Source organism: Streptomyces inhibens (assembly GCF_022221585.1).
Lineage (GTDB): Bacteria > Actinomycetota > Actinomycetes > Streptomycetales > Streptomycetaceae > Streptomyces > Streptomyces inhibens.
Genome location: NZ_CP084681.1, coordinates 4,196,265 through 4,215,144, shown reverse-complemented (window position 1 = coordinate 4,215,144; position 18,880 = coordinate 4,196,265). Strand labels below are relative to the sequence as shown.

The window sequence follows — 18,880 nt, the reverse complement described above, 5'->3', positions numbered from 1 at the left end:
CCGGAGGAACGCCGGACGGATACGGCCAGGGGGCCGGGGCCGGGGCCGGGGCCGGGGCCGCGGCCAGAGGGCCGGAGCCGCGAGCGTGCAGCGAGCGGCACCAGCCGATTGCCCACGGCGACTTCCGGTCGTCCGCCGGTCCCGGCACCGCCGGCTCATCGTCACCTTGACGGAGCCAACTCCGGAGGGTGAGGGTCGTGCAACAGGTCGCAACACGTTCGACACGGGCGAGGTAGCGATGTCTCTCCTGTTCTTCGGCAAGGACCCCGACACCGACGAAGACCACTGCCCGGCGGTCTGGGTAGACGACGAGAACACCGATCTCGTGCTGCAAGGGTGGAAGGCCGACGACACAACGCAGCAGAAGTGCTTAGAGGCCGGCTCGATCCCTGACGGCGAGGCCGTCATTCGTATCCCGGCGCGGATGGTGCCGCAGATCAGGAAGGCGTGCGATGCCGCAGAACGCTCAGCAGTCCATCTGGAGATGCGTGACGCCTACGGCGATAACGAACGGTTCGCGGCGTGGCGACGTGGAGCGCTGATCGACTGGGACGACCAGGCAACGTGGTGGCGTGGTTTCCACGGCCAGATTGCCGAAGCTGTCTCGCGTGGTGTGTCGATCCGCCGAGTCCGCATCGTGAGCGAGCCGGTCTCGGACTACATCCGCTGGGAGCACTACGTCACCCGCGCCAACGTAGCCGCCGGGGAAGAGGTCCGGTGGCTGCCCCGTCGTTTCGCGACGGACCTCGCCCTTCCTGGCAATGACTATTGGTTGTTCGATGACCGGTTGGCCAGGATCCACCACTTCGCAGGAGACGGTTCTCTCGTCGCCGATGAATTCAGTACCGACCCGTCCGTCCTCGAGAAGCTCGCCACAGCATTCGAGGCCGTATGGGGGCGAGGTATTCCGCACGAGAAGTACACGGTCTGATCGCCCACCCCACGTCACATCGGCCAGCCGATGCCATCGTCCCCGTCCTCCAGCGCCCAGGCTGCGCGTGAATCCGTCTCCGCGCGGCTCAAGGACCTACGGCTCGATGCGGGCCTGACGATGCAAGCGCTGGCTGATCGCTGAGGCTGGAGCAAAGCGAAGACCTCACGTATCGAGGCAGCGAAGACATTCCGGCGGCAACACGCCCTTGCACGTCAGCGTCTCCACGAGCCGCTGCTGTGTGGTCATGCGGCCTCACTTCCCTTGCTGATACGTCACAACGAGCGGCCGTTGGCCGGGTCGCCGCGGACTTCGTCGATGAACGCGGCGAACGTCCCCGCCGGGAAAGCCAGCACCGGTCCTTGTAGGTCCTTGGAGTCGCGGACGGCTATCCGGCCTTGGTTGTGGAGGTTCGCCACCTCGACGCATTCGTTGCCCTCACCTCCGCTGTAGCTGCTCTTGAACCAGGTGAGCGACGGCACTTCGGCCTGGGACAGCGGGCGATCAGTCATGAGGCAGCTCCTGTCGTGCTTTGGCCAGCAGTTGCAACGACGCTGAGGTGTCGGCTGCTTGCGAGCGAAGGTAGTCGAACGTGAGCTTATAAGCGGCCACGTCTTCTGGGTCATCGAGATACAGGCCACGGCGGCGCATCTCGATGTAGACCACGGCCATGGAGTTGAGCGGGTTCCGTTCATCGTTCCTGCCCAGGGTGACGAAATGGCCGGCACCTGCCGCATGGGCACCGGCACTGAACGGAAGGATCTGGATCTCGACCGTAGGACTCTGTGCCATCTCATAGAGGTGGTCCAACTGCTGTTCCATCACGGCCGAGTTGCCGACAGTCCGGCGAATTACCGCCTCGTCCAGCACCGCCCACAGATGCAGCGGGGGCTTCCGCTGGAGAATGTTCTGGCGCTGGATCCGAGCGTCCACCATCAGCTCAATGGCATCGTTCGGGCTGCGGACCTCGCGGGCCTGGTGGATGGAAAGGGCATACTCGGCTTTCTGGCCGCTCAGTTGGCGGACGCTCTCCATGACGCGTTGTTCGTCGCCGAGAGCCGAGGCAGCCGCCTTGCCCTGGCGGATGGCTCGGATGACGCAGATGACGACGAGCACGTCTGAAGAGGGGGTGCGCCGATGCCGTCGTTCATCGAGGTCATCCACGACGCGCTGACGCACTCATCCGCCACACTGCAGGCATTGGGCCTGCAATCGTTCCCCGGCAGGGATTTGTCGTCCGCGGGCGCCGCCCGTCGCTACGTACGCACCACGGCCCGTTGGTGGGGCGTTGCCCCGGATCAGGCGGAAGCCCTGGAATTGATTGCTGGGGAGCTCGCCGGCAATGCGCTGGAGCACAGCAACAGCCGTCTTGTCGCCGTCGTACTCTCACGTACCGCGCGGACCGCGAGCATCAGCGTGACCGACGAGGGGCAGGGCTGTGCGTCCGCACCGGCCGGACCAGGGCCTGAGCAGGAGCGCGGGCGAGGGCTACTGATCGTTGAAGCGTTCGCCGACCGCTGGGGGCAGCGGAAAATGAGCGGCGGCTTCACCGTCTGGGCCGAGATCGCCATCCAGGTGCATTGATCACGAGTGCGGTCTTGTCGTCGGCTGTGAAGCTGACCTGCACTGCCGGGCTGGAGGGGACGCCGGCGTCATGATCCAGCCGTGATTCATGACCTCCAACTCCAAGAGATAAGGGTCTAGCTCCTCCTGCGGGGCAGAGATGATCAGGCCATCGGTTCACCAGGGGTCGTGGTAGGCCAGGTTCGCGGCCAGGGCGGCCACCGGCAGACAGAAAAATACGGCCCAGGGGCCCAGCTGGTAGTCACGGACCCGCAGGTGGGCACAGAGCGCACCGAGGAAGTACAGCACGAGACCGGCGGCGGCGAGTGTGCCCAGCACCGGCACGGCGAACCCGGCCAGCAGCCCCAGCGCGCCCGCCGCCAACAGTGCGCCCAGCGGGAGCATCCAGGACCGGGGCACACGCAACTTGTCAGCCTGGCTCTTGGGGTACTCGTGGCCGATGAAGTTGGCGATGGCGGCCAAGCCGTTGACGGCCGAGGTGAGGAGGGTGACCACGAGGTAGGTGGCGAACACGAAAGTCTCCTTCTTCTTCTTCGCGAGAACGACGGCTGGGTGTTCGCCTCTTGGACGGGGCGGCGCCCCGAAAAGTGACATGCCCTGTGCCACAGCAGTTGCCGCACATGTTTTCGATGCGCGCCCTGGGGGTGGTGACGCAGGCCACTATCGAAACGCTTCCGTTTCGCTCCCGTGGGAGGGGGCCGCCGCCGGGCCGTTCGTGGTCGAATCCGTTTCGCATCATGGGCGCTCTTGCAACTTCTTTGCAGGAGGCACCACCATTGGCGGGTTGCAGCGCCTGAAGCGGAGAAACCCTGAGATGCACGTACCTGATGGATTCATCAATGCGCCGGTGTCGGTGGCGACCGGTGCCCTCGCCGCGGTCGCGGTCGCGGTCAGCCTGCGCGGCGCCCGGCGTGAACTGGCGGGTGCGGGGCAGGGCAGCGGCGCGGGCGCGGAGCGTACGGCGCCGCTGGCCGGGCTGGTAGCGGCGTTCATCTTCGCCGTGCAGATGCTGAACTTCCCCGTCGCGGCCGGCACCAGCGGGCATCTGCTGGGCGGGGCGCTCGCGGCGATACTCGTCGGCCCGTACACCGGTGTGCTGTGCGTCTCGGTCGTCCTGCTCATGCAGGGGGTGCTGTTCGCCGACGGCGGGCTGACCGCGCTGGGCGTCAACATCACCGATATGGCGATCGTGACGACCGTGGTCGCCTATGCCCTGTTCCGCGGACTGGTGAAGGTGCTGCCGCGACGGCGGCGCTCGATCACCGTGGCCTCGTTCGTCTCCGCGCTGATCTCGGTGCCGGCCGCCGCGGCGGCCTTCACCGCCCTCTACGCGCTGGGCGGGACCGCGGAGGTGCCGATCGGCAAGGTCTTCACCGCCATGGTGGGCGTGCATGTGCTGATCGGGATCGGCGAGGCGGTGATCACCGCCCTGACGGTGGGTGCCGTGATCGCCGTACGCCCCGACCTGGTCTACGGGGCGCGCGGGCTGACCAAGCCGCTGGAGCTGCGCACCTCGCCGCTCACCGCCCCGGGCGCCGAGCCGGCGCCGGCCGCCACCCCCGCGCCGGCCGCCGCCGCGGTCCCCGCCGCCCCGCGCCGTTCGGCCCGTCGCGTCTGGCTGGCCGGGCTCGCCGCCGCCCTGGTGTGCGCCGGCGGCATCAGCTACTACGCCTCCGCCAACCCCGACGGCCTGGAGAAGGTCGCGCACGACCACGGCATCGACGCCAAGGCCAAGGACCACGCCACCAAGGACTCCCCGCTCGCCGACTACAGCGTCAAGGACATCGCCGACCCGCGTCTGGCCGGCGGCCTCGCCGGTGTCATCGGGGTCGGCGCCACGCTGGCCGTCGGGACGGGCGTGTTCGTGGTGATCCGCCGTCGCAGGAGCGCCGGCACCGCCGGGCAGACGGGCGCGGGCGCCGGGCGTCCGGCGCCGGAGAACGCCTGAGATGGGCGCCGGACACGCGCACAAGCTCTACCGGCACGGGCATTCGCCGGTGCACACCCTGCCCGCGCACTGCAAAATCGCGGCGGTCTTCTGCTTCGTACTGATCGTCGTCTCCACGCCGCGCGAGGCGGCCTGGGCGTTCGGGCTGTACGCGCTGCTGATCGCGGCCGTCGCCGGGGCCGCCCGGATCCCGGCCGGGTTTCTGCTCAAGCGGCTGCTGATCGAGGTGCCGTTCGTCGCGTTCGCCCTGCTGATGCCGTTCGTCGCCGAGGGGCCGCAGGTCCAGGTCCTCGGGCTCAGCCTGAGCGAGTCCGGACTGTGGGGCGCCTGGAACATCCTCGCCAAGGGCACGCTGGGCGTCGCCGCGTCCGTGCTGCTCGCCTCCACCACCGAGCTGCGTGAACTCCTGCTGGGCCTGCAGCGGCTCAAGATGCCGCCGCTGCTCGTCCAGATCGCGTCCTTCATGATCCGCTACGGTGATGTGATCACCGACGAGATGCGGCGGATGCGGATCGCCCGCCTCTCCCGCGGCTTCGAGGCGCGTGGCGTACGTCACTGGGGTGTGCTCGCCAAATCCGCCGGCGCGCTGTTCATCCGCTCCTACGAGCGCGGTGAACGCGTCCACCTCGCCATGGTCAGCCGCGGCTACACCGGCACCATGCCCGTCGTCGACGCGACCACCGCAGGCCGCACACAATGGACCCGCGCGGCCGCCCTCCCCCTCGCCGCGCTCGCCGTCTGCCTCCTGGGATGGACCCTTTGAGTACCGCCACGTCCGCATCCGCCCCTTCCCTCGCCGTCTCCGGCCTCGCCTACGCCTACCCCGACGGCCACCAGGCGCTCTTCGGCGTCGATCTGACCGTCGGCCGCGGTGAGCGGGTCGCGCTGCTCGGGCCCAACGGCGCCGGCAAGACCACCCTCGTGCTCCACCTCAACGGCATCCTCGAAGCGGGCGCCGGCACCGTCGAGGTCGCCGGTCTCCCGGTCGCCAAGGACCACCTCGCGGAGATCCGCCGCCGCGTCGGCATCGTCTTCCAGGACCCCGACGACCAGCTGTTCATGCCCACCGTCCGCGAAGACGTCGCCTTCGGGCCGGCCTCCTCGGGGCTGCGCGGCGCCGAACTCGAAGCACGGGTCACCGAGGCGCTCACCCGGGTCGGCATGGCGGAGTTCGCCGACCGGCCGCCGCACCACCTCTCCTTCGGACAGCGCCGCCGGGTCGCCGTCGCGACGGTGCTGGCGATGCGCCCGGAGATCCTCGTCCTCGACGAGCCGTCGTCCAACCTCGACCCGGCCTCCCGCCGTGAACTCGCCGACATCCTGCGGTCGTTGGACGTCACCGTCCTGATGGTCACCCACGATCTGCCGTACGCACTGGAGCTGTGCCCGCGGTCCGTCGTGCTCTCGGGCGGTGTGATCGTCGCCGACGGGACCACCCAGGAGCTGCTGTGCGACGAGGAACTGATGCGCACCCACCGGCTCGAACTGCCCTTCGGGTTCGATCCGCGGTCGGTCGACGTTCCCCTGTGACGAACACCACGAGCCGTCGCCCTGGTCATCAGCACTGATCCGCGCGTTGCACCATTGATGGGTCACGAAAGCGACGGATGAGTGGGAAGCGGGAATCAGTGGTGGACGTCCAGGGCACGGTCGAGGACGGCTTCGAGCCGGTCCGGGACGCCTTCGCAGCCAACTTCGCGCGGCGCGGAGAGCGGGGAGCGGCGGTCGCCGTGTACCGGCACGGGCACAAGGTCGTGGACCTGTGGGGCGGTACGAAGGACGGCGACGCGGCCGCTGACGGGCCGGTCGCGTCCGCGCCCTGGGAGGCCGGCACCTCCCAGCTGATCCGGTCCGCCTCCAAGGGCATCGCCGCCATCGTCCCGCTGCTGCTGCACCAGCGCGGACAGCTCGACCTGGACGCACCGGTCGGCACGTACTGGCCCGAGTTCAAGGCCGCCGGCAAGGAACGCGTACTGGTCCGCCACCTGCTCTCGCACCGCGCCGGGCTGCCGGTGCTGGACACCCCGCTCACCCCCGCCCAGGCCATCGACGGCGTCAGCGGCCCCGCCGCGGTCGCCGCCCAGGCCCCCCTCTGGGAGCCCGGCACGGACCACGGCTACCACGCCCAGACCTACAGCTGGCTGATCGGCGAGCTGGTGCTGCGGGTCACCGGCCGCACCATCGGCAGCTGGATCGCCGAGGAGATATCCGGGCCGCTCGGCCTCGACCTGTGGCTCGGCCTCCCCGAGGCGGCCCAGTCCCGCGTCGGCCGGCTCGCCTCCGTCGAGACACCTCCGCCGCCGGCTTCGACCGGCCTCCGGGTGCGTCCGAAGCGGACCGTCGCCGATGCGTACGCCGATCCGGACTCGCTCACCAGCCGCTCCTTCGCGGCGATCTCCCCGGCGCCCGACGAGAACGCGCCGGCCTACCGGGCCGCCGAGCTGCCGGCCTCCGCGGGCATCGCCACCGCCCGCTCGCTGGCGCGCTGTTACGCCGCGCTCATCGGCGCCGTCGACGAGCACCCGCGCCTCTTCGCGCCCGCGACCCTCACCCTCGCCCGCACCGAGGAGTCCGCCGGCCCCGACCGCACCCTCCTGGTCAACACCCGCTTCGGCCTCGGCTTCATGCTCCACGGACCGGCCTCACCGCTCCTGGCCCCCGGCTCCTTCGGGCATCCCGGACGCGGGGGCGCACTGGCCTGCGCCGACCCGGAGAGCGGTATCGCCTTCGGCTACATCACCAACGGGATGCAGAAGAACGTGACGGCGGATCCGCGGGCGCAGGCGCTGCTGCGGGCGGTTTCCCACGTTGTCGGGTGACTCCGCCGTACCTCTTCTGTTCGCCGCCTTCGGCGGGTAGGGGGGGTGGGGTGGAGCCCCGGGTTTGTGGTGGGTGCCGGTGGCGGGGCCGGAGGGGTGGTGTTGTGGACTGCTTCGCTTTACGTCCACAACACCACCCCTCCGGCCCCGCCACCTCCCGTACGTTGCGGGAGCTCACCCCGGTGGGGGAGTAGGTACAAACAGCAGAAGCTCGGCGACGCCACGACGCGGCCGGGCTTCTGGTCTTGAGGAACGTCTCCCCGGAGGCGACACGGCGCCGCACCGGCAATGTGCGCCTCAACCGGAGTGCAGCATCAGGCCGATGCCGATGACCATCAGGCCGGCCGCGGCGATGCGGGGAGCGCCGAAGCGTTCCTTGAAGAAGAGGGCGCCGATGGCGGCGCCGACGATGATGGAGGACTCGCGCAGCGCGGCGATGGGGGCCAGCGGGGCGCGGGTCTGGGCCCACAGGACCAGGCCGTAGGCGAAGACGGAGAGGATGCCGCCGGCCATGCCGCGCAGCGCGAACGGGCGTAGTTCGGCGAGGAGTCGGCCGCGGCGGGTGGCGAGCGCGTAGGCGGGGATCGCGGTGCCCTCCAGGACCATCAGCCAGGCGATATAGCCGAGAGGGGTGCCGGAGGCGCGGACGCCCAGGCCGTCCACGGTGGTGTAGGCGGCGATGGACAGGCCGGTGGCCAGGGCGGCGGTGATGGCCGGCCAGTGCGGCCGTGCCCCGGAGCCGCGGATGCCCCACAGGGCGACGCCGACCAGGCCCGCCGAGGCCAGGGCGACGCCCGCCAGCGCCCAGCGGTCGGGGAGTTCATGGACGAAGACAGCGGCCAGAACGGTGACGACCAGCGGCGCTGTGCCGCGGGCGATGGGGTACATCTGGCCGAAGTCGCCCAGCCGGAACGACCGCATGAGCAGGGCCTGGTAGACGATGTGCAGGACGGCGGAGGCCAGCAGGTAGGGCCAGGCGCCGGCGGCGGGCAGCGGGGTGAACGCGGCCATCGCGATGCCGCAGACGGTGCCGCCGCCGCCGACCAGGGTGAAGGCCAGCAGCTGGTCGCGTATGCCGTGGGCGATGGCGTTCCAGCTGGCGTGGGTGATAGCGGCGACCAGGACGGCCGCGACGACGAGCGGCGTCACGTCGGGCCCGGCTCGGTGAGCGTCTCGGCGAACCGGGGGCGGGCCGGTGAGCTGATGGTCTGTGGGATGGCGGCGTCGGACGCGGAATCGCTCATGGCCCGCACGCTAGCGAAAGCTGTACGGGCCATGCGAACGAAATCCGGTGGCGGGGCTGTAGGGGGCGCCGTGGTGTCGCCCCCTACGGGTCAGCCCGCGGTGAGGATGGCGCGGACCACCGGGCCCGCGTTGGAGCCGCCGTGGCCGCTGGCCGGGACGACGGCCGCCGCGGCGAGGTCGTCGCGGTAGGCGGTGAACCAGGCGTTGGGCTTCTTCTGGCCGTCGACCTCGGCGGAGCCGGTCTTGGCGCCGATGTCACCGCCGACCCCGGACATCGCCTCGGCCGCCGTACCGGCGGTCGCGGTCAGCCTCATCAGCGACTTCAGGGCGGACGCGGTGCCCGGCTTCATCGTGCGGGCCGCCTTGGCGAACGTCCGGTTGTCCAGCTGCGGCGCGACGATGTACGGCTGGTGGAAGGAGCCGGCGCGGACCGTCGCGGCGAGCGAGGCGACATTGAGCGGGTTCATCCGCACCCCGCCCTGGCCGATCAGCGAGGCCGCCATCTGCGCGTCGTGCTGCACCGGCACCGCGCCGTCGAAGGTGGGGATACCGGTCTGCCAGTTCAGGCCGATGCCGAAGACGTCCCGGGCCTCCTTCGTCAGGTCGTCGTCGCTGAGGTCCTTGGCCTGCGAGATGAAGGCGTTGTTGCAGGACGCGGCGAAGCTCTGCGCGAAGGTGCCGTGCGGGATCTCGGACTTGTCGAGGTTCTGGAACTTCCAGCCGCCGACCGTCACGTACTTGGGGCACGGGTGCGGCTTGTTCGGCGCGGTCATGCCCTTGTCGATCAGCATCGCCGAGGTCACGATCTTCATCGTCGAGCCGGGGGCCAGCGACCCCTGGGTGGCGACGTTGAAGCCCTTCGTCGGGGAGTTGGCGATCGCCAGGATCTCGCCGGTGCTGGGCTTGATCGCGGCCGCGGACGCCGCCTTCTTGCCCTTGACGGCGTTCTCCGCCGCCGACTGCAGCGTGGCGTCCAGCGTGGTCTTGAGGGTGCCGGGGGTGCCCTTGGAGAGCACCTTCAGCGTCTTCTCGGGCAGCTGGTCGGCGGGCTTGGCGCTCTTGGCGCGGTGGATGAACAGCTCCACGCCGGGCTTGCCGTCGGTCTTGTCGCCGTACTTGTCCCGCAGGCTGTCCAGCACCCCGGCAAGCGCCGGATGCGCCTTGGGCGTCAGCTCCTTGCCGTTGCGGTCCACGGCCTTGATCGGCGGCGCCTCGGCCTCGCCCGTACGCAGCTGGTCGCCCTTGGCGAGGCCCGGGTGCAGCACGGCCGGCTGCCAGGCGATCCGCGGCTTCCCGGTGGTCTTGTCGCGCTGCACGGTCGCCGAGGTGCGGTACGAGTAGGGCGCCTTGGCGCCGTTGAAGTCGATCTGCGCGGCGACGGTGTACGGCACCTTGGCGCCGGCCGGTGTGCCCGGCGTCACCGTCACCTTCGAGAACCGCGCCTGCTTGGCGAAGGCCGTAAGCGCACTCTTGGCGGTCTCCGGACTGTCCGTCAGCGCGGCGGCCTTGGCGGCGTCACCGGTCTGCCAGGCGGTCAGGAACTCCTGCGCCGTCGTCTGTACTTCCTTGGCCGACAGCGGCCCGGTCGGCACCTTGGGCGCGCTGTCGCCCGCCTTGGCATCCGCCGACCTCACCTCCGTCGGTGATGACTCGTCCGAGCCGCCGAACAGCGTGAAGCCGCCCACGACTCCCGCCACCAGGGCCACCGATCCGCCGATCAGCCCGTACTTCACCTCACGGCGCATGCCACCGATTCCCTCCCGGAGTCTCGTCCTTGAATACGCACACAAGAACGTGCACCGCACTCTAAGGGACACGGGGCGAGGCCGTGCGTCTCGATCAGGGCACGGTCCGGTGACGCGCTGTTGTCCGTCTGTTACGGAGTTGCCGCATGCGGCCGTGAGCCCCGCTCACACCCAGGTGTCGAACCACATCCGGTGGTGCCAGGCCGACTTGGGGATCGGCATACCCGTATAGAGGGGGTAGAAGTAGATGAAATTCCAGGCGATGAGGAGGACGAGGACGCCGGCACCCACTGCGCCGATGGTGCGGCGCCGCTCGCTCGAACCCGGTGGGCCGATGATCGCGCCGATCATCATGGCCAGCGCCAGGCACAGGAACGGGACGAACACCACCGCGTAGAAGAGGAAGATCGTCCGCTCCTGGTAGAGGAACCACGGCAGATAACCCGCCGCGATCCCGCAGGCGATGGCGCCGGCCCGCCAGTCCCGCTGGAACAGCCAGCGGTAGAGGACGTAGAGCAGCGCGAAGCAGGCCGCCCACCACAGCAGCGGGGTGCCCAGCGCCAGCACCTCGCGCGCACAGCCCTCGGCCGCGGTGCAGCCGTCCTGGCCGGTCTTGGGGTCCTCGTAGAAGTACGAGACGGGGCGGCCCAGGACCAGCCAGCTCCACGGGTTGGACTGGTAGGTGTGCGGGGTGGTCAGTCCGGTGTGGAAGGCGTAGACCTCGGTCTGGTAGTGCCACAGGCTGCGCAGCCAGTCCGGCAGCCAGGTCCAGCCGGCCCGCTGGCCGTCGGCGGTGGTCGCCCAGTCGCGGTAGTAGCCGCCCTTGGTGGCGATCCAGCCCGACCAGGACGCGAGGTAGGCGGCGAGCGCGACGACGACGGTGGACCCGAAAGCGGGCAGCACATCACGGCGCACGGCCGAACGGAAGGGGCGGCGGGCACCGGCCGTACGGCGGGCCGCGACGTCCCAGAGCACCGACATCAGGGCGAACGCCGCGAGGAAGTACAGGCCGTTCCACTTCGTCGCGGCGGACAGGCCCAGGCACAGTCCCGCCGCGATCCGCCACGGCCGCCACCCCAGCCGCAGCCGGTCGCCGACCTCGTCGTCCGGGCGCGCCAGCCCTCCCCCATTCTCGGCTTCTCCCCCACGCTCGGCTTCGCTCGCGCGGGGGGACCCCCATGACCGGGAGGTGCCCCCATGGCTCAGCGGCAGCGCCGCCGCCAGCCGGGCCCTGGTGCGGTCCCGGTCCACCAGCAGACAACCGAAGGCGGCCACCACCCAGAACATCACGATCAGATCGAGCAGCGCGGTCCGGCTCATCACGAAGTGCAGCCCGTCCAGCGCCAGCAGGGTGCCCGCCAGACAGCCGAGCGCCGTCGACCGCATCAGCCGGCGGCCGATCCGGCAGATCAGCAGCACCGACAGCGTGCCGAGCAGCGCGACCATGAACCGCCAGCCGAAGGGGTTCATCCCGAATGCCCACTCGCCGAGCGCGATCAGCCACTTGCCCATCGGCGGGTGCACGACGTACGAGTGCTCGGGCGAGAGCAGGATCTGCGACGGATGCCCGACCAGCACGTCATTGGCGTTCTTGGCCCAGGTGCCCTCGTAGCCGTACTGCAGCAGCGACCAGGCGTCCTTGGGGTAGTACGTCTCGTCGAATATGACCTTCCGCGGGCTGCCCAGGTCCCAGAACCGCAGCACCCCCGCGAACAGCGTCACCAGCAGCGGACCGGCCCAGCCCGACCAGCGCGTCAGCCGGGCCGCGGCGTCCGGGCCCGCGCCGAACACCGCCCACAGCCGGCCGCTGGGCGCGGGGAAGGCGGGCACCAGTCGCGCGCGGACATCGGCCTGCGGGCGGCCGAGATACCCGAAGCGGCGCAGCCGCCGCTGCCACACAGGGGGCTGCTCGGCCGGCTCCGGGGCGCGCTGCACGGCGGCGTCGGTCGCGGTGGTGTCACTCGTCACCCGGCCCATCGTAGGGAAGTGGCCTGTGGACCGGCGCGGAGCGCCACCGGGGGATGCCGACGGATCGGGGCGCGGCGGCGTTCCGGGGAGGACGGGCTGGGAGGATGGGGAGGTGACTGGAACGCTGGTACTTGCAGGGACGCCCATCGGTGAGATCGCGGACGCGCCGCCGCGGCTCGCCACCGAACTGGCGGCCGCCGATGTGATCGCCGCAGAGGACACCCGGCGGCTGCGCCGGCTGACCCAGGCGCTGGATGTCCAGCCGCGCGGGCGGATCGTGTCGTACTTCGAGGGCAACGAGGCGGCCAGGACGCCCGAGTTGGCCGATGCGCTGGCCGGCGGCGCACGGGTGCTGCTGGTCACCGACGCGGGGATGCCCTCGGTCTCCGACCCCGGCTACCGCCTGGTCGCCGCGGCCGTCGAACGCGACATCAAGGTCACGGCCGTACCGGGCCCCAGCGCGGTGCTCACCGCCCTGGCCGTGTCCGGGCTGCCGGTGGACCGCTTCTGCTTCGAGGGGTTCTTGCCCCGCAAGGCCGGTGAGCGGCGCTCCCGGCTGCGCGAGGTCGAGGACGAGCGGCGCACCCTGGTCTACTTCGAGGCGCCGCACCGCCTGGACGACACCCTGGCCGCGATGGCCGAGGTCTTCGGCGCCGAGCGGCGCGCCGCGGTCTGCCGCGAGCTGACCAAGACGTACGAGGAGGTCAAGCGCGGATCGCTGGGCGAACTCGCGCCGTGGGCGGCCGAAGGCGTACGCGGGGAGATCACCATCGTGGTCGAGGGCGCCCCGGAGAGCGGGCCGCAGGATCTGGGCGCCGAGGAGCTGGTGCGCCGGGTGCGGGTCCGTGAGGAGGCCGGGGAGCGGCGCAAGGAAGCCATCGCCGCGGTCGCCGCGGAGGCCGGGCTGCCCAAGCGGGAGGTCTTCGATGCCGTGGTCGCGGCGAAAACCGCGGCGAAGGACCCGGCGAAGAACCCCGCGAAGGCCCCTGGCGAGAAATGATGCGTGGGCCACGGCGAAAACCGACTCATCAGAAGGTAAATGGCTGGCTTGAAAGGTAAAGCGCAGGCCGACGCAATAGGGTGATTTTCCTACCGTTGGCCAAATCTGAGCCAATAGCGTCGCTGAACAGCTGCGTTGCGGCCGGGAAAGGCGTCCACTGGTGCGTGGGACGAACGGTTCCCGGAGACCTTGTCCAGCGGACAAGAGGAGCGCAAATGAGCGAGCGTAGCGAGCGAATCATCGAGAGGTGCGCGCCGAGCGAGTGCGAGGCCGAGCGAAGCGAGGTTTCGGCATGAGCGAGATCGCCAAGACCACCGGCGTTTCCACCACCAGCGGAGTCCACCCCATTCCCCAGCCCGAGGCCGCCGCGCACGAGGCGTACTCCTTCGCCTGCATGAAATGCGGCTACGGCTGGGAGCAGGCGTACGAGATAGTCCACCAGGTCGACGGCAAGGGCGAGCTGCATGTCGTCTACTACGCGGACGGCGAGCGGGTGCCGTCGCCGTTGACCTGCCCCACCTGCCTCAACTGCGGCACCAATGTCGTACGCATCATGCGCTCCGGCCAGGTCTCGATGGTCTCCGACGCGATCGCGAACATGCATCAGCGCCATAACGGCAACCAGAAGAAGAAGCAGCCGGCCTCCGAGGGCGCCGCGGACCGTGGCGGCAGCACCGCCGAGGACGCGGACGGCGGGCGCCACCACTGGCACCTGTCCGACCTGCTGCACCCCTTCCAGCACCACCGCAAGTGAGGTTCCGGCCGCGGTCCTCGTAGGATCGCGGCCATGGCCCCGCAGGACAAGAACACCCCGCCGCCGCTGCCCGAACCGCTTCGGGTGGCGGTGGCGGATTCGCACACCCACCTGGACATGCTCCCCCAGCTACCGCTGGGAGGTGCCCCCACACGCACGGTCGAGGAGGCGCTCGCCAAGGCCGCCTCCGTCGGCGTGACCACCGTCGTCCAGGTGGGCTGCGACCTGGCCGGTTCACGGTGGGCCGCCGACACCGCGGCCGCGTACGACAGCGTGCACGCCACCGTCGCGCTGCACCCCAACGAAGCGCCCCGGATCGTGCTGGGCGACCCCGAAGGCGCCTCCCGGCAGGGCCCCCGGGAGGCCGGCGGCGACGGCGCCCTGGACACCGCGCTCGCCGAGATCGACAAGCTCGCCGCGCTGCCGCAGGTGCGCGGCGTCGGCGAGACCGGCCTGGACTACTTCCGTACAGGTCCTGAAGGCATGGCGGCGCAGGAGCGGTCCTTCCGCGCCCATATCGAGATCGCCAAGCGGCACGGAAAGGCCCTGGTCATCCACGACCGGGAGGCGCACGAGGACGTGCTGCGGATCCTGCGCGAGGAGGGCGCGCCCGAGCGGACCGTCTTCCACTGCTACTCCGGCGACGCCGAGATGGCCGAGATCTGCGCGGCGGCCGGCTACTACATGTCCTTCGCCGGCAACGTCACCTTCAAGAACGCCCAGCCGCTGCGCGACGCACTCGCCGTCGCCCCGCCCGAACTCGTCCTCGTCGAGACCGATGCGCCCTTCCTCACCCCCGCGCCGTACCGCGGACGGGCCAACGCCCCGTACCTCATTCCGGTCACCTTGCGAGCGATGGCCGAGGTCAAGGGGATGACGGAGGATGCCCTGGCCACCGCCGTAGCGGCCAATACGGCGCGCGCTTTCGGCCTCTGAGTGGAACCGCCGTCCCTCGAAATGGTCACTTTCCGTATCTGATCAACTTTGGAGAGTCACCGCCGCTCCGCTACATTCCGGCCGTCAACCGCATCCGTGGCATGTGGAGCGCGCCGTGAGTCATTCGCAGAGCAGCCACCGCGCCGCGCGCGGCCGTCGTAGACGCCGCGCCGATGGCCCCGAAGCGCTGCGCCGGCTGGTGCCCCGGGCCCTGGTCGTCGCCTTCCTCGCCGGCGGCACCAGCGCCTTCATCGCGCACGACAAGGCGATCCGGCTCAGCGTCGACGGCACCCCGCGCACCCTGCACACCTTCGCCGACGACGTCGAGGACCTGCTGGCCGACGAGCACCTGGACATCGGCGCACACGACATCGTCGCGCCCGCCCCCGGCACCGACCTCGACAGCGGCGACGAGGTCGTCGTCCGGCACGGCCGCCCGGTCGTCCTCACCATCGACGGCCGGCACCGCCGGGTGTGGACCACCGCCGGCACCGTCGCCGGCGCGCTCCACCAGCTCGGCGTCCGCGCCGAGGGCGCCTATCTGTCGACCTCCCGCTCCCGGCGCATCGGCCGGCACGGCATGGAGCTGGCGGTACGCACCGAACGCTCGGTGGTCTTCGTCGCCGACGGCCGCGAGTACCGGGTACGCACCAACGCCGCCACCGTCCGCGAGGCGCTGGCCGAGGCCGGTCTCGCCCTGCGTGACCAGGACACCACCTCGGTGCCGCCGGACAGCTTCCCGCGCGAGGGCCAGACCGTCTCCGTACTGCGGATCACCGGCTCCAAGGAGGTCCGCGAGGAGCCCATCGCCTTCCGTACGGTCAAGCGGACCGACCCGCAGCTGGCGCTCGGCACCGAGTCGGTCGTCCAGCAGGGGCGGCCCGGCGTGCGGCGGGTCACCTACAAGCTGCGCACCGTCAACGGCGTCAAGCAGAAGCCGAAGCGGCTGCACACCGAGGTCGTGCACGCCCCGCGCCCGCAGATCGTGCACATCGGCACCAGGGTGCTGCCCACCTCCGTGCGCGGCGCCGACCATCTCGCCTGGCACGCGCTGGCCCAGTGCGAGGCGGGCGGCCGGCCGGACGCCGTCGACGCGTCGGGCAACTATGGCGGGCTCTACCAGTTCGATGTCGCCACCTGGCGGGCCCTGGGCGGCCGGGGCCGCCCGCAGGACGCACCCGCCCAGGAGCAGACGTACCGTGCCAAGAAGCTCTACATCACCCGGGGTGCGAGCCCCTGGCCGGTCTGCGGCCGTAAGCTTCACGGGTGAGTAACAGCCCCACCGACGAGTCAGGTCCCCTGCTGGGGCCCGCCGACATCCGCGAGCTGGCCGCCGCGCTGGGCGTTCGTCCCACCAAGCAGCGCGGCCAGAACTTCGTCATCGACGCCAACACCGTCCGCCGTATCGTGCGGACCGCCGATGTCGGGCCCGACGATGTCGTCGTCGAGGTCGGCCCCGGCCTCGGCTCGCTGACCCTGGCACTGCTGGAGGCCGCCGACCGGGTCATCGCCGTCGAGATCGACGAGGTGCTGGCGGCCGCGCTGCCGGACACCGTCGCGGCCCGGCTGCCCGGACGCGCCGACCGCTTCGCGCTGGTGCACAGCGACGCCATGCACGTCACCGAGCTGCCCGGCCCCGCGCCGACCGCGCTGGTCGCCAACCTGCCCTACAACGTCGCGGTGCCGGTGCTGCTGCACATGCTCGCGACCTTCCCGAGCATCGACCGCACCCTGGTCATGGTGCAGTCCGAGGTCGCCGACCGGCTGGCGGCCCGCCCCGGCAACAAGGTCTACGGCGTGCCCTCCGTCAAGGCGAACTGGTACGCCGAGGTCAAGCGGGCCGGCGCCATCGGCCGCAATGTCTTCTGGCCCGCGCCCAACGTCGACTCCGGTCTGGTCTCCCTCGTACGCCGCGACAAGCCGATCGAGACCTCGGCGAGCCGCGACGAGGTCTTCGCGGTCGTCGACGCCGCGTTCGCCCAGCGCCGCAAGACGCTGCGGGCCGCGCTGTCGGGGTGGGCCGGTTCGGCCGCCGCGGCGGAGGCCGCGCTGGTCGCCGCGGGGGTCTCCCCGCAGGCCCGCGGTGAGGCACTGACCGTCGAGGAGTTCGCGCGGATCGCCGAGCACAAGGGACCGGGCGGCACGCCCGGCATCCGGCAGAGCGGGGGAGCGGCCGCATGACCACCACAGCGATCACCGTCCGGGTACCGGCGAAGGTCAATGTCCAGCTGGCGGTCGGCGCCGCCCGCCCGGACGGCTTCCACGACCTGGCGAACGTCTTCCTCGCCGTCGGCCTCTACGACGAGGTCACCGCCACCCCCTCGGACACCCTGCGGATCACCGCCGAGGGCCATGACGTCGACCGGATCCCGCTGGACCGGACGAACCTGGCGGCCCGCGCCGCCGAGCTGCTCGCCGCCCGGCACGGCATCGAACCGCACGTCCACCTCCACATCACCAAGGACATCCCGGTCGCCGGCGGTATGGCCGGCGGCAGCGCGGACGCCGCCGGTGCCCTGGTGGCCTGCGACGCGCTCTGGTCGACGGGCGCCTCGCGCGACGAACTCCTGGAGATCTGCGCCGAGTTGGGCAGCGATGTGCCGTTCAGCCTGGTCGGCGGGGCGGCGCTGGGCCGGGGCCGGGGCGAGCTGCTGACGCCGCTGACCGTCGGCGGCGGCTTCCATTGGGTCTTCGCGGTCGCCGACGGTGGGCTGTCCACCCCGGCCGTCTACCGCGAGTTCGACCGGCTGACGGCGGACACCGACGTGCCCGCGCCCGAGGCGGCCCCCGCACTGCTGGCAGCGCTGGAGGCCGGCGACGCCACCGCGCTCGCCGCGACGCTCGCCAACGATCTGCAGCCCGCGGCGCTCTCCCTGCGCCCCGCGCTCGCCGCGACGCTGGAGGCGGGCACCGCCGCCGGTGCGCTGGCCGCGCTGGTCTCCGGCTCCGGGCCGACCACCGCCTTCCTGGTCAAGGACGCGGAGTCGGCCCAGCAGGTGGCGGGGGCGCTGCTGGCGTCGGGCACCTGCCGCGCGGTGCGGACGACGGACTCGCCCGCCCCCGGCGCCACGCTCGTCTAACCGGCCGCCGCGGCCAGCACCTCGGCCACCAGCCCGCCCGCCCGTACGGCGTGCTCCGCCGTCGTCGGGCGGCACCGGTTCACCGCGGGGTCGTACTCGGTCATGATCACGCCCGCGTGGTCCGTCCCGGTCTCCCGCAGCGTCACCTCCCGGCCCGCGGCACGCAGCGCCTCGGCGAGGTCGCGGGAGTGCCCGGCGTCCACGATGGTGTCGCGGCTGCCGTGGACGAGGTGGACCGGTACGGCCGGGTCCAGGCCCGCGGCGAGGTCGGCCAGTGCAACGCCGCCGCTGGTGAACGCCGGGAGGTCGTAGCGGCCCGCGACGCCGACCACCGCCTTGGGCCGCCGGCCGTCCGCGACCTCGGGCCGCAGCGCGACCCCCAGCGCGGCCGGCGCACCGGCCGACCAGCCGGCCAGCACGAACGACTCCCCGTCGCCGCCCAGCCCGCCCGCCTCCTTGCGGGCGAACGCCAGCGACTCCAGCAGCTGTGCCCGCGCGCCGTCCGCGGGGTCCGAGCGCCAGTCCGGTACGAGCACCAGCAGCCCGCGTGCCGCCGCGGTCCGCGCCAGCGGTTCGAGGACATCCCGCTCGTCGGGGCCGATGCCGTGCCACAGCAGCACGGTCGGCACCGGCCCGGGCGCCCCCGCCGGACGGTAGACGTCCAGCTGCTTGCCGCTCGGGCCGTAGACCAGTCCGCGTTCCGTCTCCACCCACGTGTCCGTTGCCATGGCGGGCACGCTATCCAACAGTGATCACCACGTCATCCAACAATGATCACCGCCGGGCGCCGGTGCCCTCGGTACCGATACTCGGCTCCGGCCGGAGCTCTTCCGCACGCCGACTAGGCTGGGAACGTCGATCGATGTGAAC

19 protein-coding genes are annotated in these 18,880 nt (G+C 71.2%); 12 read left to right on the top strand and 7 right to left on the bottom strand.

Annotated features, from left to right (window positions below; genetic code table 11):
- Positions 1 to 238: 238 nt before the first annotated feature.
- Positions 239 to 931, top strand: coding sequence for a DUF6879 family protein (locus tag KI385_RS19155; protein ID WP_425356932.1), 693 nt, complete (start codon positions 239 to 241; stop codon positions 929 to 931).
- Between the two features lie 275 nt (positions 932 to 1,206).
- On the opposite strand, the gene KI385_RS19145 is transcribed toward KI385_RS19155, so the two are convergent.
- Positions 1,207 to 1,443 (bottom strand): DUF397 domain-containing protein, encoded by a 237-nt coding sequence (locus KI385_RS19145; RefSeq protein ID WP_238573381.1) that lies wholly within the window; start codon positions 1,441 to 1,443, stop codon positions 1,207 to 1,209.
- Entirely contained in the window at positions 1,436 to 2,047 is a 612-nt protein-coding gene (locus tag KI385_RS19140) for a DUF5753 domain-containing protein (RefSeq protein WP_238573380.1), read from the bottom strand. Before KI385_RS19140 ends, KI385_RS19145 begins: the two co-directional genes overlap by 8 nt.
- A 21-nt stretch (positions 2,048 to 2,068) precedes the next feature.
- Here KI385_RS19140 and KI385_RS19135 point away from each other — a divergent pair, with 21 nt between their 5' ends.
- On the top strand, positions 2,069 to 2,515 hold the full coding sequence (locus KI385_RS19135; protein ID WP_238573379.1) for an ATP-binding protein: 447 nt from the start codon (positions 2,069 to 2,071) through the stop codon (positions 2,513 to 2,515).
- Between the two features lie 156 nt (positions 2,516 to 2,671).
- Here the strand turns inward: KI385_RS19135 and KI385_RS19130 are convergent, their stop codons facing one another.
- A complete protein-coding gene (locus tag KI385_RS19130; RefSeq protein WP_238573378.1) occupies positions 2,672 to 3,028 on the bottom strand; it encodes a DoxX family protein in 357 nt (118 codons plus the stop codon).
- A 301-nt stretch (positions 3,029 to 3,329) separates the two neighbouring features.
- On the opposite strand from KI385_RS19130, the gene KI385_RS19125 reads away from it, so the two are divergent.
- The 4 genes from KI385_RS19125 to KI385_RS19110 all read left to right on the top strand — a co-directional run bounded on the left by KI385_RS19125 (position 3,330) and on the right by KI385_RS19110 (position 7,282).
- Positions 3,330 to 4,463 (top strand): energy-coupling factor ABC transporter permease, encoded by a 1,134-nt coding sequence (locus KI385_RS19125; protein ID WP_238573377.1) that lies wholly within the window; start codon positions 3,330 to 3,332, stop codon positions 4,461 to 4,463.
- A 1-nt stretch (position 4,464) separates the two neighbouring features.
- A complete protein-coding gene (gene cbiQ, locus KI385_RS19120) occupies positions 4,465 to 5,226 on the top strand; it encodes a cobalt ECF transporter T component CbiQ (protein WP_238573376.1) in 762 nt (253 codons plus the stop codon).
- Positions 5,223 to 5,993, top strand: a complete 771-nt coding sequence (locus tag KI385_RS19115; protein WP_238573375.1) for an energy-coupling factor ABC transporter ATP-binding protein — start codon at positions 5,223 to 5,225, stop codon at positions 5,991 to 5,993. The genes cbiQ and KI385_RS19115 overlap by 4 nt, the downstream gene beginning before the upstream one ends.
- Before the next feature lie 77 nt (positions 5,994 to 6,070).
- Positions 6,071 to 7,282 carry a serine hydrolase domain-containing protein gene (locus tag KI385_RS19110; protein ID WP_238573374.1) on the top strand — a complete coding sequence of 404 codons (1,212 nt, stop codon included), beginning with the start codon at positions 6,071 to 6,073 and terminating at the stop codon, positions 7,280 to 7,282.
- 297 nt (positions 7,283 to 7,579) lie between these two features.
- Here the strand turns inward: KI385_RS19110 and KI385_RS19105 are convergent, their stop codons facing one another.
- From KI385_RS19105 to KI385_RS19095, 3 genes are all read right to left on the bottom strand, one after another.
- Positions 7,580 to 8,431: a DMT family transporter gene (locus KI385_RS19105; RefSeq protein WP_238573373.1), complete on the bottom strand. Its 852-nt coding sequence runs from the start codon at positions 8,429 to 8,431 to the stop codon at positions 7,580 to 7,582.
- Between the two features lie 185 nt (positions 8,432 to 8,616).
- Complete coding sequence (locus KI385_RS19100) at positions 8,617 to 10,272, bottom strand: penicillin-binding transpeptidase domain-containing protein (RefSeq protein WP_238573372.1); 1,656 nt, start codon at positions 10,270 to 10,272, stop codon at positions 8,617 to 8,619.
- Positions 10,273 to 10,437: 165 nt separating this feature from the next.
- On the bottom strand, positions 10,438 to 12,249 hold the full coding sequence (locus tag KI385_RS19095; protein WP_238573371.1) for a dolichyl-phosphate-mannose--protein mannosyltransferase: 1,812 nt from the start codon (positions 12,247 to 12,249) through the stop codon (positions 10,438 to 10,440).
- 103 nt (positions 12,250 to 12,352) lie between these two features.
- Between KI385_RS19095 and rsmI the strand changes: the two genes are divergently transcribed.
- The 6 genes from rsmI to KI385_RS19065 all read left to right on the top strand — a co-directional run bounded on the left by rsmI (position 12,353) and on the right by KI385_RS19065 (position 18,010).
- Positions 12,353 to 13,240 (top strand): 16S rRNA (cytidine(1402)-2'-O)-methyltransferase, encoded by an 888-nt coding sequence (gene rsmI / locus KI385_RS19090; RefSeq protein WP_238573370.1) that lies wholly within the window; start codon positions 12,353 to 12,355, stop codon positions 13,238 to 13,240.
- Positions 13,241 to 13,532: 292 nt separating this feature from the next.
- Complete coding sequence (locus tag KI385_RS19085) at positions 13,533 to 13,994, top strand: hypothetical protein (RefSeq protein ID WP_238573369.1); 462 nt, start codon at positions 13,533 to 13,535, stop codon at positions 13,992 to 13,994.
- A 33-nt stretch (positions 13,995 to 14,027) separates the two neighbouring features.
- A complete protein-coding gene (locus KI385_RS19080; protein WP_238573368.1) occupies positions 14,028 to 14,930 on the top strand; it encodes a TatD family hydrolase in 903 nt (300 codons plus the stop codon).
- A gap of 115 nt (positions 14,931 to 15,045) precedes the next feature.
- Positions 15,046 to 16,200: a resuscitation-promoting factor gene (locus KI385_RS19075; RefSeq protein ID WP_238573367.1), complete on the top strand. Its 1,155-nt coding sequence runs from the start codon at positions 15,046 to 15,048 to the stop codon at positions 16,198 to 16,200.
- The gene (gene rsmA, locus KI385_RS19070) at positions 16,197 to 17,111 is read left to right on the top strand and encodes a 16S rRNA (adenine(1518)-N(6)/adenine(1519)-N(6))-dimethyltransferase RsmA (RefSeq protein WP_238573366.1); all 915 of its coding nucleotides are present in this window, start codon (positions 16,197 to 16,199) and stop codon (positions 17,109 to 17,111) included. Before KI385_RS19075 ends, rsmA begins: the two co-directional genes overlap by 4 nt.
- Positions 17,108 to 18,010, top strand: coding sequence for a 4-(cytidine 5'-diphospho)-2-C-methyl-D-erythritol kinase (locus tag KI385_RS19065; RefSeq protein ID WP_238573365.1), 903 nt, complete (start codon positions 17,108 to 17,110; stop codon positions 18,008 to 18,010). The genes rsmA and KI385_RS19065 overlap by 4 nt, the downstream gene beginning before the upstream one ends.
- On the opposite strand, the gene KI385_RS19060 is transcribed toward KI385_RS19065, so the two are convergent.
- Complete coding sequence (locus tag KI385_RS19060) at positions 18,007 to 18,738, bottom strand: alpha/beta hydrolase (protein WP_238573364.1); 732 nt, start codon at positions 18,736 to 18,738, stop codon at positions 18,007 to 18,009. The two genes, KI385_RS19065 and KI385_RS19060, sit on opposite strands and share 4 nt — an antisense overlap.
- Between the last annotated feature and the right edge of the window lie 142 nt (positions 18,739 to 18,880).